Source organism: Anaeromicrobium sediminis (assembly GCF_002270055.1).
GTDB lineage: Bacteria > Bacillota > Clostridia > Peptostreptococcales > Thermotaleaceae > Anaeromicrobium > Anaeromicrobium sediminis.
Genome location: NZ_NIBG01000002.1, coordinates 241845 through 255268 on the forward strand (window position 1 = coordinate 241845; position 13424 = coordinate 255268).

The 13424-nt window shown below is 34.4% G+C and carries 10 protein-coding genes; 7 read left to right on the top strand and 3 right to left on the bottom strand.

What is annotated here, in order from left to right; genetic code table 11:
• The first annotated feature begins 631 nt into the window (after positions 1-631).
• The 6 genes from iadA (at position 632) to CCE28_RS04065 (ending at position 9317) form a co-directional block, all read left to right on the top strand.
• Complete coding sequence (gene iadA, locus CCE28_RS04040; protein WP_330396811.1) at positions 632-1801, top strand: beta-aspartyl-peptidase; 1170 nt, start codon at positions 632-634, stop codon at positions 1799-1801.
• 27 nt (positions 1802-1828) lie between these two features.
• Positions 1829-3859 (top strand): sigma 54-interacting transcriptional regulator, encoded by a 2031-nt coding sequence (locus CCE28_RS04045; protein WP_095131219.1) that lies wholly within the window; start codon positions 1829-1831, stop codon positions 3857-3859.
• 178 nt (positions 3860-4037) lie between these two features.
• Positions 4038-5576, top strand: coding sequence for a putative basic amino acid antiporter YfcC (yfcC, locus tag CCE28_RS04050; protein ID WP_095131221.1), 1539 nt, complete (start codon positions 4038-4040; stop codon positions 5574-5576).
• A gap of 220 nt (positions 5577-5796) precedes the next feature.
• A complete protein-coding gene (gene orr, locus CCE28_RS04055; RefSeq protein WP_176461652.1) occupies positions 5797-6936 on the top strand; it encodes an ornithine racemase Orr in 1140 nt (379 codons plus the stop codon).
• An 83-nt stretch (positions 6937-7019) separates the two neighbouring features.
• Positions 7020-7724: a cysteate racemase gene (gene cuyB / locus CCE28_RS04060; RefSeq protein WP_242972890.1), complete on the top strand. Its 705-nt coding sequence runs from the start codon at positions 7020-7022 to the stop codon at positions 7722-7724.
• Between the two features lie 456 nt (positions 7725-8180).
• Positions 8181-9317 carry a metallophosphoesterase gene (locus CCE28_RS04065; protein ID WP_176461653.1) on the top strand — a complete coding sequence of 379 codons (1137 nt, stop codon included), beginning with the start codon at positions 8181-8183 and terminating at the stop codon, positions 9315-9317.
• A gap of 160 nt (positions 9318-9477) precedes the next feature.
• Here CCE28_RS04065 and CCE28_RS04070 read toward each other — a convergent pair whose 3' ends face one another.
• A complete protein-coding gene (locus CCE28_RS04070) occupies positions 9478-9765 on the bottom strand; it encodes a hypothetical protein (RefSeq protein ID WP_095131227.1) in 288 nt (95 codons plus the stop codon).
• 145 nt (positions 9766-9910) lie between these two features.
• Between CCE28_RS04070 and CCE28_RS04075 the strand changes: the two genes are divergently transcribed.
• Positions 9911-11050: an amidohydrolase gene (locus CCE28_RS04075; RefSeq protein ID WP_095131229.1), complete on the top strand. Its 1140-nt coding sequence runs from the start codon at positions 9911-9913 to the stop codon at positions 11048-11050.
• Positions 11051-11710: 660 nt separating this feature from the next.
• Here CCE28_RS04075 and speB read toward each other — a convergent pair.
• Positions 11711-12568 carry an agmatinase gene (gene speB, locus CCE28_RS04080; protein ID WP_095131231.1) on the bottom strand — a complete coding sequence of 286 codons (858 nt, stop codon included), beginning with the start codon at positions 12566-12568 and terminating at the stop codon, positions 11711-11713.
• Positions 12555-13409, bottom strand: a complete 855-nt coding sequence (speE, locus tag CCE28_RS04085; RefSeq protein ID WP_095131233.1) for a polyamine aminopropyltransferase — start codon at positions 13407-13409, stop codon at positions 12555-12557. Before speE ends, speB begins: the two co-directional genes overlap by 14 nt.
• Positions 13410-13424: the final 15 nt, after the last annotated feature.

The window sequence follows — 13424 nt, forward strand, 5'->3', positions numbered from 1 at the left end:
GACATAATTAATGGAAAGAGAGTTTTGGGACCACCGAAAGAAATCCAAGAAGTAGAAAACGCTTTGGATGTGTATGAACGATTACTTGATATGAATCAATAATCTCTAAATGATTTCTTACTTGCTCACAGAATATTGATGGAAGGATTGACAAATGAAGCTGGTGTATTTAGGTAAGGTGGTGTCGGCATATTTGCAGAAGACCATCTTGTACATATGACACCTCCAGCTGAATTTATTCATGAGTACATGACTTCTTTGATAAACTGGTTTACTCAAGCTAAGGATGTTCATCCTCGTTTGGAGTAGTGATATGATTTTTGTGGTATTTAGTAGACAAAGGGAAGATTGAGGGAAGCTTGCTTGTAGCCAAAAATTCTATAATAAAGCTATAAATATCACTCTTTTATTTGAGTGATATTTGTATTTGTTTAAAGCAATCAGCTTAAAGTTCATTGATGTATCATCTAGCTTCTCCGGTTCATTATATTCTCCATTATATTCGTCAGATTCAACTGTCTTCTCTGATACTTGGCAATGGAGAGAAAAGTTGATTGTAATGTTAGAACATTAAAAATGGCATGAATTTTGCATTATATAAATGACGAATATTGTATTGGAGGAGAATATTATGCTTTTATTGAAGAATTGTGAAATCTATTCACCTGAGTATTTAGGGAAGAAAGACATTTTAATGAGTGGAGGGAAGATCCTAGTAGTCTCTGAGGATTTAAATAAATATGCTCAGCTATCAGAAGTGACGGTTTTGGAATGTGACAAGCAAATGGCATTCCCAGGCTTCGTTGACTCCCATGTGCATATTTGTGGAGGTGGCGGAGAAGGGGGATTCAAAACAAGAACTCCCGAGATTAAAATGACGGACTTAACGGCTGCAGGTGTAACAACAGTTGTTGGGTGTTTAGGGACAGATGGTATGGGAAGGAATATGGCCAACCTTATTTCGAAAGCAAAAGGACTCAAAGAAGAGGGCTTATCTGCCTATGTTTATACTGGATCTTACCAAGTGCCTGTTAGAACATTGACAGGTGATGTAGTGAAAGATATCATGTTTATAGATGAGGTCATTGGTGTTGGTGAGATAGCAATTTCGGATCACCGATCATCTCAGCCTTCGAAGGAAATCCTTACCAAATTGGTTGCAGATGCAAGAATGGGTGGTTTGCTGGCTGGAAAAGCCGGTGTGGCTCATATGCATCTTGGTAGTGGTAAAGCCATGCTGGATATAATTAATGAGATTATAAGAGAAACGGAACTGCCGCGTACTCAGTTTCATCCAACACATGTGAATCAGAATCCAGAGCTTTTCTCTTGTGCAGTTGAATATGCAAAAGAGGGTGGTTATGTTGATTTTACAACAAGTACTACCCCGCAATACATTGCAGAAGGGGAGGTGAAAGCAGCTGAAGCACTGAAGATCTGTTTGGAAAAAGGGGTGTCCAAGAGACATATAACTTTTTCATCAGACGCTCAAGGAAGCTTGCCTTGTTTTGATGAAAACGGGGAATTTGAAGGTTTAAAAATTGGAAGGGTATCTTCTTTATATGAGTCAGTTAGAGAAGCCATTATGGAGTTGAATGTGGAGATAGAAGATGCTATTAGAGTAATTACTGAGAATCCGGCAAATATATTACAATTGAAGAATAAAGGTCGAATTGAAAAAGGAATGGATGCCGACATCGTTCTTGTCGATGATCGAAACTACGAAATTCAAACAGTTATATCAAAGGGTATTATCATGTGCAGAGATGGAGCACCTGTGATTGGAGATATGTTTGAATAAGCCGTAGTATTTGTTTAGGGAGGGATTATGAATAAAAAACGTGCAGTGCTGCTTACAACGTCTGATGTGACTCGGGATGCTTTGGTTAACCAACTTAATGAATACCTCGATAATGATATTGAAGTTATTGGGTACACTGTGGAGCACGGCCTTGAGGACATGGTTGACGCGGATATATATATCGTATCAAGTGACCTTCAATACCGTGAACTAGTGGAAGCAGGCTATCCATTTGAAGGCAAAAATGTCATTATTGGAAAGCGAACTGTTAATATGGAGAATTTGGATCAGATTGTTGAAATACCTGATAAAACAGAAGTGTTATTTGTTAATGATTCAGAAGAATCAACCTACGACAGTATTAAAATATTGAATGAATTAGGTGTGAATCATATCAAATACATTCCCTATTATCCGGGTGTGGAATTGACTGATATAAAAGCGACCATTGGAATAACTCCGGGAGAGTCGGGGCTAATTCCTGATGGAATTGAAACAGTTATTGATATTGGAACCAGGATTTTTGACTTCACAACCATTGCGAAAATACTGGGTGCATTTGGAGTAATTAATGACAAAGGTGGTATGTTTTCCAAGAATTACCTCCAAAAAATCATTAGGGTAGCCCAAAAGCTTTCAATGTCAAAAAATCGAATTTCTGAGCTGCGTGAGAACCTCAAGAATGTAATTGAAGGTTTGGAAGAAGGTCTCATTGCTTATGATCAAAATGGAAAAATTACAGTGTTTAATGAAAATCTGAAACGGATTTTAAAACCACGATTTGATGAAATGATAGGCATGAAGCTGAATCAAGTGATTTTTAATAAGAAGTTGCTTGAATACTTAATGGATGAGAAGAGGCATGAGAATATGATCATGACTTTGGAAGGTGAAGAGGTCATCATTCATAAAACGCAAGTCATGTGGAAGGGTGTTACGATTGCAACCTTTAAAGCAAGGCGTCCTGATGCTTTTGCGATTGGTATCAATAGGAAGAAAGTTATAAATAAAGGCTATATTGCTAAATATTCGATGGATGACATTGTTGGGGCAAGCCGTTCAATCATAGAGGCGAAAAGCATTGCCGAAAAACTTGGCCAAAGGGATATGACCATTTTAATTGAGGGGGAAAGCGGCACTGGAAAAGAAATGTTTGCTAGTGCAATTCATAACATTTCAGATCGCAAAAATGGGCCGTTTCTTGCAATCAATTTCAGTGCTTTGACTGACGATCTCATTGAAAGTGAACTTTTTGGTTATGAGGAAGGCGCATTTACAGGAGCCAAGAAAGGTGGAAAAGAAGGCTTTTTCGAACAGGCAGATGGGGGAACTATTTTCTTAGATGAAATTGGAGATGTTTCTTTGAAGGTTCAAGCTAGGTTGCTAAGGGTCCTTGAGGAGAAAGAAATAATGCGGGTAGGAGGGAATAAGATCCGTCCTGTAAAAGTTCGTGTTATTGCTGCAACAAACAAGAATCTATCTGAACTGGTTGAAGAAAAACAATTTCGAGAAGACCTCTATTTCAGGCTAAAGATGGGCTATATCCAGTTGCCTACTTTAAGACAGAGAAGAGAGGATATTCCATTGTTGTTGAATCAGCTTTTAAGCACCTCAACAATAGAGAACGTTGAGATTTCTGACGAAGTGTATGATAAATTGAAAGAATATGAGTGGTTGGGTAATGTACGGGAATTAAAGAACACGATCACCTATATGTTGGCTGTTAAATCTGGTAATGTAGTGACAGTTAATGACTTACCTCAAAAGTCTTTTTTCAAAGAAAGAAAACCGGTGGAAAGCAAGGATGAGAGGATTGGAAATGAAGAAAAGTATAGACTCGACCGTTTTGAAAGCTTTCTACTGAATACGATTTATGAGAATCCAGGAATAGGCAGAAAATTGTTGTCTGAATTGAGCTATGCAGCTGAAGTTGGACTGACAGAAAATCAGATTCGAAGCAGATTGAATAAACTGGAAAGGGAAGGATTTATTCAGAAGAGGAAAGGACGCTTTGGAACTTCACTGACAGATGCAGGAGCGAACCTAATCAACAAATAAAATATGTGGTTAAAAGTGGTGGTATATGGTGATGTCGATTCACCACATATCACCATTTTTTATGAATATGGTGACCATAAATTGTGATTTGGTCAAATTTTATTGGACTGAGTATTGTTTTAAAGTTGGCATGGAATTTGCTCTATATTATAGTAACAAATTTAAAGGGGTGATATAAATGTCTATCAAAGGGAAGCATCAGATTGAAGGGGATAAGAAACCACGAGCGTGGGAAATGCCAGACACATACTTAATAATATTTTTTGTTATTCTATTTGCAGCTCTATTGACCTATCTGGTTCCCATCGGATCATTCGAGATGGAAGAGGTAACTTATCTGTATAAAGGGGTGGAAAAAACAAAAACAGTACCAGTCGCAGACAGTTTTCATTTTGAAACAGATGATTCTGGAACGCCTATAAGAAATGGCATTAGAATCTTCGAACCTTATGGCGGTGTAGGAATTACGAATTACATGTTCGAAGGTTTGGTTAGCGGTAGTAAGTGGGGTACGGCAGTAGGTGTAATTGCCTTTATTTTGATAATTGGTGGTGCATTCGGTATTGTCATTAAAACAAGTGCTGTTGATGCCGGAATGTTTGAACTCATTAAGAAGACCAAAGGTAATGAAAATTATTTCATTCCAATTATATTTGTCCTGTTCTCACTTGGTGGTGCGATTTTCGGGATGGCAGAAGAAACAATAGCGTTTGCAATGATTTTAATCCCTATTATTGTTGCCCTAGGCTATGACTCAATAACAGGACTGTTTGTGACCTATATTGGTGCACAAATCGGATTTGCAACTTCATGGATGAATCCTTTTACTGTGGCAATCGCACAAGGTGTATCAGATGTACCTATTCTATCTGGTGCCGGTTTCAGACTGGTCATGTGGAGTTTTTTCACTCTGTTTGGGATAGTATACTCATACAGATATGCAAAGAAAGTTAAGAAAAATCCTGAAAGCTCTATAGCTTATCAAACAGATGCATATTTCCGAAATGATCTTCAGGCTAAAAAGGATATTAAGATCCAATTTACCACTGGACATAAATTGGTTCTACTGACTATCTTTCTGGGGATATGTTGGATAATATATGGTGTTGTAAGATACGAATACTATTTGCCTGAGATAGCTACTCAATTTTTCATTATGGGTGTAGTTTCAGGTATTATTGGCGTCATATTTAAGCTAAATAATATGAAATTAAATGATATTGCTACAAGCTTTAGAGATGGTGCGAAAGACCTTTTAGGTGCAGCTTTAGTCGTTGGTATGGCCAATGGGATTGTATTAGTACTTGGAGGGACTGATGCAGGTACACCTTCTGTTTTAAATACGGTTCTTAACTGGATGTCATCTGGTCTAGCTGGCATGCCTGCAGCTGTATCGGCATGGTTCATGTATATATTCCAATCTATTTTCAACTTTTTCGTTGTGTCAGGTTCAGGGCAGGCTGCATTAACAATGCCGATTATGGCGCCGCTTGCCGATTTAGTAGGCGTTAATAGACAGGTTGCAGTGTTGGCATTCCAGTTAGGTGATGGGTTCACGAATATGATTGTTCCAACTTCAGGTGTACTGATGGGAGTGCTTGGAATAGCAAGATTGGAATGGAGTACCTGGGCGAAATTTATGATTAAGATTCAAGCAATCCTGATGCTTTTTGCATCAATTTTCATAATCGCAGCAGTTCTGCTGGGATTTAGTTAAGGGGTATTGCCTATAGCTACCCTTTATACCAATAAACACAGACGTTTTAGTGCATTATTCCATGTATGAGCGAGACGCAAATTGAATGTGTTTTAGGGACTGATTATGAGATAGCGTAATTTTACACTATCTCATTCTTTTACTGCAATGCTATTTTGCAATTGATGAAATCATGAAACTTTTATTAGTAATGAGTTTACTGAGGTAAAGGAGCGATTGTATGAAGTTTTTTCAATGTAATGAGCCTTTAAAACCAGCATCAGACAATTCAGTTGTTATTGATGAGTACAATTATCCAAGAATTGAGATGAATCTCAAATTAATAAAGGAAAATGTCAACAAGGTCGTTGAACTTTGTGAATATCTGGATATTAAGATTGCAGCTGTTACAAAACTTATCTGCGGCAATCCACAGATTGTCGAGGTTTTAGTGGAATCGGGAATCGAAATGCTCTCTGATGCGAGAATTGAAAACATAAAAAAATATAAGCACATCAATATACCTAAAATGATGATTCGACTTCCAATGCGAAGTCAAGTTGATCAAGTGGTTGAATTTTGTAATGTATCTTTAGTATCTGACCTTGAAATGATGCGTCTTCTTAGTGAATCTGCATTGAAAAGGCATACAATCCATGATGTGATCGTGATGATTGATATGGGCGACTTAAGGGAAGGGATTTTCTACGAGGATAATATTCATACCACAATCAATAGAGCCCGTGATTTGTCAGGAATTCGGATTATCGGAATTGGAACCAACTTATCATGTTATGGTGGCGTGATGCCCACGCAGGAAGTATTGGAAAACCTTGTTGCATTAAAAGAGACATTGAATAATAATTATGGTTTAGACATGAAGATTGTATCAGGAGGGAATTCTGGAACCCTGAGTTTACTGATGAATGAAGGGAAATTGCCCAAAGGGATTAATCAGTTGAGATTGGGAGCATCACTCTTCATGGGAATTGGTCTCAATGATGAACCAATAGAGGGCTTGAACCATAATGCATTTCGATTGGTATGTGAAGTGATTGAGGTGAAGAAAAAACCTTCTGTACCGGTTGGAAAAATTGGTTTAGATGCATTCGGCAATAAACCTGTATTTGAAGATAAAGGTGATATTGTTCGATGTATCTGTGGGATTGGAAAGCAAGATGTTAGTCCGTCGAATCTGATTCCAATCGATAAGGATATTGTGATCCTTGGAGGCAGCAGTGACCATTTAATATTAGATGTAACTCAAAGCAAGACCGACTATCAAATAGGTGATGATATGGTGTTTGAGTTGACATATGGCGGGTGTTTAAGTCTCATGACATCTGACTATGTGCAAAAACGACTATTGTATGCTGAATAAACGCTTAATTGATTTTATGTAAGGCAAAAGATGCTGGTGGAAAGAAGACAATGTCATGGATTAAGTAAAGGGAGGCGATTATAATGGGAACCATAGGAATATTAGGTGGAATGGGACCACTTGCAACAGTAGATATATTCAACAAAATAATTACCTTAACCGAAGCAAATAGTGATAATGAGCATATTGAAATAATTGTAGATAACAATACAAGAATTCCTGATAGAACAAACCATATAATCAATAATGGAGAAAACCCAACAAACTATTTAATTAAATCTGCAATACGCTTGGAAATGATGGGAGCAGATGTAATCATCATGCCTTGTAATACTGCCCACTATTTTTATGATGAAGTTGTTAAGTATATAGATATTCCTTTTTTGAATATGATAGTAGAAACAGCAAAGGAGACAGAAAAACTGTATTCTGGTAAAAAAGTAGGTCTCCTGGCAACAGCAGGTACTTATAACTCTGGGATATACGATAAAGTGTTCAGTGAATATGGCTTGGAATTAATAAAGCCTGATTCTGATAAAATGAAATATATTATGGATTTAATATATGGGATAAAAAGCGGTAGGAGTGACATAGACATTACGAATTTCCATACTGTATTACAGGATTTGAAAGAGCAAGAGGTAGAAGCTTTTATTCTGGGATGCACAGAGCTTCCTATAGCTTTTGAAATGTTTGACATCAATGAAAAATACATAGATCCTACAAAGATATTGGCTCGCAGTTCAATAAAATACGTAGGGAGAAAAATAAGAAATGAATCTATCTAGAATTATCTGCAATGAAAAAATAAAGAAATGCTAGGTTGCATTATAACAACCCAGCGCTTCCAATATCCTGGCCACCCTAAAGGGTTCAAATCCCTTAGGCACGCTACAAATATTAGAAATACTCACTTTTCAATTAGAGAGGTGAGTGTTTTTTATTCCCAACTTTTTTCTGATGGTGTCGCAATAGGAATGATTCAAGTATAGTTGAGCAACTCCTATAGTTCTAATGATGCAATTCTAAAAGGATAAATCCTTTAGAATGTTGTGAGGTGAACCGTATCATAAGTAATTTTTCTTATATTAAAAAAATATTAACTAATATTAAGAATTTAATAAATTCATCTCAAAAATAAATATTATAGTTATAATAAGATAAACAAAAAAAGTCAAACCTAATAATATATGGAAATATATAATGAATTAAAGAAAGTGGTGATATGGTTGCAATATGTTTTTATGATAATATTTTTAGGAATATATGGGGCAATAAATTTTTTTGTGGGAAGGTATATATTCAATTTTGCCAATCTAGGAATTATACAAGTTAATAAATATATATTTTGGATATTATTTTGGATTACAGCCTTTTCGTTTATAATATCTAGATTTGGGCATGAAATTCTTCCTAGGAGATTGGCGAATATTTTTTTAAAAGTAGGTTCCTATTGGATGGCCCTATTATTTTATATGGTTCTATTATTGGGAATTGTATATATGTTTCTGTTAATAAACAAAGGAGTAAAAATAATTCCTCAGGATATTATTAATAGTAGTAAATTTGCAATGAGAAGTGGTATTTTAATAGTATCCACAGTAATTGTAATATGCACTATAGGGTATATAAATGCTAATAATTTAAAGGTTATAAATTATAATGTGAAAATACCTAAAAGTGCTGGAGATATTAAAAAGTTAAATGCCATAATGATTAGTGATGTGCATTTAGGGGTTTTAATAGATAAGGAAAAATTAGAGAAAATAGTGGAGAAAGTTAACGGAGAAAATCCAGATATAATTTTTATCTGTGGAGATTTAGTTGATGAAGATATTTCACCTATTTTGGAACACAAGATGGGGGAAGTGTTAGAAAAGTTAAAATCTAAGTATGGAACATATTTTGTCATGGGAAATCATGAATATATAGGAAGAAAAGATAAAGAGATAATTGAAGAGTTAAAAAGTGCAAATATAAATGTATTAGTAGATGAGGTTACAAAAGTAGATAATAGCTTTTATGTGGTAGGAAGGGATGACCTAGCTAGTGGATATATAAAGGGAACTGAAAGGAAATCTTTAGATGAGTTAACTAAAGGGATAGATAAGAGTTTGCCCATAATAGTATTGGATCATCAGCCTAAAGAGTTAGAGGAAGCAAAGAATATTGGGGCAGATATGCAGTTATCAGGCCATACACATAGGGGCCAAATGTTTCCTAATAATTTCATTACCCAAAGGGTCTATGAAGTAGATTGGGGCCATGTTAAAAAGGATAATTTAAATGTGATAGTATCATCAGGGGTTGGTACTTGGGGTCCACCTATAAGGTTTGGAACTAATGCAGAAATAGTGAAAATTAGTATGGATTTTAAATAGTAACAAGGGAAGAAGGATGTGATAAATAAATATTAGCACATCCTTTTGTTTGTGAAATTTTAATATAAAAAAGATTATGAAGAAAAGAGGAGTTTTCATTTATAATAAAGAATTAATCAAAAGCAATTAAAAAAAGATAAAGTGAGTCAAGGGACTCACTTTATCCAATATCAAAATTTAATACATTTTCCTCTGTATCTTGTTCAATTATAATTATATAAGATTCAGTAACCTTTATTTTCAATATGGTAGATGAAATTTCTTCCACATGAAATTCACCGTTAAAGTCTGCTATTTCTTCAGCATTTTTAGATATGAATCTTAAAAAGTAAGTTATTGGTAAGCCGTTAATTAATTGAGTCTTACCAGCTTTAAATTCTAATAGACTAATAGGTGCTTTGAAATTTTGTATCACTAAATCCATTAATTCTTGCATACTAACTTTCATAACATAGCTCCTTTTTATAAGTGTAGTTTATATTAGTTTTCTAAATTTAATTATTATTATTAAAATAATTTTAATATATAAGAAAATAGTAACATGCTAAATTTGTAAAATCAAGTCATTTAAAGAAAATATGGAGGTGGATAAAATGATTTTAATCAAAAACGCTTATATTTACACTATGGGTGAGAAAAATTATGAACATGGATCGCTATTAATTAAAGACAAGAAGATAGAATATGTAGGTCCTAATTTAGAAGAGAAAGACGCTGAAATAGTCATAGATGCTAAAGGGAAGTTTGTAATGCCTGGTATGATTGATGCCCATTGTCACTTAGGTATGTGGGAAGATGCTGTTGGTTTTGAAGGGGCTGATGGAAATGAAATAGTAGATCCTGTAAGTCCTGAGTTAAGAGCCATCGATGCAATTAATCCTATGGACAGATGTTTTGAAGAGGCACTACTTGGGGGGATAACTACTGTAGCAACAGGACCTGGGAGTGCAAATGTTATAGGAGGTCAATTTTCTGTTATAAAAACCCATGGAGATAGGGTTGATGACATGATAGTAAAGGAAACCTTAGCCATGAAGTGTGCCTTTGGAGAAAATCCTAAGAGATGTTATAGTGATATTAAAAAATCTCCCTCTACTAGGATGGCAACAGCATCTATTATGAGGGAAACTCTTATGAAGGCAAAGGAATATGTTCAAAACAAGAAAAAGGATAAAGATGCTAAATTTAATATGAAGTATGAAGCATTAGAAAAGGTTATTAATAAGGAAATTCCGTTAAAGGCTCATGCACATAGGGCTGATGATATTTTGACGGCTTTAAGAATAGCTAAAGAATTTGATTTAGATATTACACTAGAGCATTGTACAGAAGCCCATTTAATAACTAAATACTTAAAAGAAGGTTACCAAAAGGGTATAGTAATAGGGCCAACTCTATCTAATAGATCTAAAATAGAACTTAAAAATCTTACTTTTGAAACGGCAGGCATATTAGAAAAGGAAGGTATTGAGTTTGCCATAATGACAGACCATCCAGTAATTCCTCTTCAATATTTACCCGTATGTGCAGGTTTAGCTGCTAGGGAAGGGTTAAAGGAAGATACAGCTCTTAGGAGCATAACTATAAACCCAGCTAAAATATTGGGTATAGACCATAGGGTAGGAAGTCTTGAAGTTGGAAAGGATGCAGATGTGGTAATCTTTGATGGACATCCATTTGATTTAAGAAGTAAAGTACACAAAGTTATAATAAATGGAGAAATAGTTAAATAAAAAATAGGTAAAAAAACAGGTAGTAAGCTTTAGATTACTACCTGTTTTCTTAATTTCCCAAAATAATAGGCTTCTAATTAGAAGCCTATTAAGGAGGTATGAAAAAAATTGTTTTTCACTTACACTTTATTATATAAGAACTTACTGTTCTTATGGGGATAGAATAAAGGAGTGTTGTGCTTAATAATTATAATACAGGATAAATATTAATAAACTATGAATAAAGTATTAATATTTTAGTAAGTTTTTAAAATTTATATTATAATAAATTTTTTTAGTAGGCTTTTATATTTTTACAAAAAATAAAAATAGGTCACTTTTAATGTGACCTATTTAGGGGATAGAATAAAGGAGTGTTGTGCTTAATATTTATAATACAGGATAAATGTTAATAAAATATGAACAAAACCTTATTTTTCGACAACCTATGCAAAATTATAATTTCCTATAAAATAAAAAGACCACTTTTCTTAGTGGTCTTGTTTTAAGGGGATAGAATAAAGGAGTGTTGTGCTTGGTATTTATAATACAGGATAAATATTAATAAAATATGAACAAAGCTAAAAAAGTACAATAAACAATCAAAAAACAAAAAACTGGGTGAGAAACCCAGTCTCTGTTTATTATTAAAGAATATTATCCACCAGTTACCAGTCCTGTTTACTTAGATAATATGCTCAATGTTAATTCTCTTAATACTTTACATGCAACAGCAGTCGACATACCACTTTGGTCATAATGGGGTGATAATTCAACCACATCAGCACCTACAATATTTAAATCTTTTAATAATACTATGGCATCCATTAGTTCTTTAAAAGTAACACCACCAGGTTCTATAGTACCAGTACCAGAGAAGATAGATGGGTCTAGTACATCTAAATCTATAGTCACATAAACGGGCTTTCCTTTTAAAGATTCAACTGTTTTATCTAAATTAGTAAAGTCAAATTTATTTAAATTAGTGTGCTCTTTGGCCCACATGAATTCTTCCTTTAATCCTGAACGAATTCCAAATTGATGGATTCTATTGTCGCCAAGGAAATCCCAAGTTTTTCTTATAACAGTAGCATGGGAAAGTTTTTCTCCCATATAATCTTCCCTTAAGTCAGTATGAGCATCAAAGTGGATAATATGTAAATCCTCATACTTATTATATACAGCTTCCACAGCAGGAAGAGTTACTAAGTGTTCTCCACCTATCATTAGGGGAATTTTATTAGCTTGTACTACTTTATTAGAAAAATCTCTTATCATGTCTAAGACTTTTTTTGTATTACCAAAGGGAAAGTCTAAATCTCCATAATCATATAAATTATAATCTTCTAAATCCATATCAATGTAGGGACTATAAGTTTCTAATCCATAAGAGTCATTTCTCATATGCATTGGACCAAATCTAGTTCCGGGTCTAAAGGACGTGGTTCCATCAAAGGGAGCGCCAAATAATACTAAACTAGATTCCTCATAATCATTTTCAAAACCTATAAATGATAAAGTGTTTTTAGCAAGTACCACTTTCAATCATCTCCTTCACGTATGTAGGAAGCATAAATGATCCTACGTGAATATCCGTATTATAGTATTTTGTCTTTAAGCCAAATTCTTCCCATTTAGAAGGATTAAAGTCTTTAATAGGATCGTATTTCTTAGATGCAAATCCAAATAACCAATGTCCAGATGGATATGTAGGCATATGGAATTGATATACCTTAGCAATTGGGAAAATTTCTTTAACCTTTTGGCTTGCACGTATCATCTCTCTTGCATCACCTTCATAATAAGGACTTTCATTTTGATTAACTAATATTCCCTCTTCAGTTAGAGCCTCAAAACAATTTCTATAAAACTCCCTAGTGAATAATCCTTCTCCAGGACCAATAGGGTCAGTAGAGTCAACTAATATTAAGTCGTAAGTATTAGGCTTGTTTTTTACAAACTCAATACCATCTTCATAAAATAATGTAACTCTAGTATCGTCTAATTTTGATGATGTAATAGGTAAAAATTCTCTAGATACGTCAACTACCATTTTATCTATTTCAACCATATGAATCTTTTCGATAGAAGGATATCTAGTAAGCTCCCTTACTGTACCACCATCTCCACCACCAATAACTAACACGTTTTTAATATTTGGGTTAGTTGCCATCGGTACGTGACAAATCATGTCATGATATATGAATTCATCTTTTTCTGTTACCATCATTAATCCATCTAATGTTAAAAACTTTCCAAATTCGTCACTTTCAAAAACATCTACACGTTGAAAATCACTTTGTCCTGTAAACAAATGATTGTTAACTTTAATAGAAAACTTTACGTCTTCAGTATGTTTTTCGCTATACCATAATTCCATAATGTCTATTCCTCC

Coding starts and splice junctions, on each gene's coding strand:
- CCE28_RS04075 (WP_095131229.1), top strand. CDS start 9,911: ATGATTTTAATCAAAAACGCTTATATTTACACTATGGGTGAGAAAAAT.
- iadA (WP_330396811.1), top strand. CDS start 632: ATGCTTTTATTGAAGAATTGTGAAATCTATTCACCTGAGTATTTAGGG.
- CCE28_RS04045 (WP_095131219.1), top strand. CDS start 1,829: ATGAATAAAAAACGTGCAGTGCTGCTTACAACGTCTGATGTGACTCGG.
- CCE28_RS04065 (WP_176461653.1), top strand. CDS start 8,181: ATGATAATATTTTTAGGAATATATGGGGCAATAAATTTTTTTGTGGGA.
- CCE28_RS04070 (WP_095131227.1), bottom strand. CDS start 9,765: ATGAAAGTTAGTATGCAAGAATTAATGGATTTAGTGATACAAAATTTC.
- yfcC (WP_095131221.1), top strand. CDS start 4,038: ATGTCTATCAAAGGGAAGCATCAGATTGAAGGGGATAAGAAACCACGA.
- orr (WP_176461652.1), top strand. CDS start 5,797: ATGAAGTTTTTTCAATGTAATGAGCCTTTAAAACCAGCATCAGACAAT.
- speE (WP_095131233.1), bottom strand. CDS start 13,409: ATGGAATTATGGTATAGCGAAAAACATACTGAAGACGTAAAGTTTTCT.
- cuyB (WP_242972890.1), top strand. CDS start 7,020: ATGGGAACCATAGGAATATTAGGTGGAATGGGACCACTTGCAACAGTA.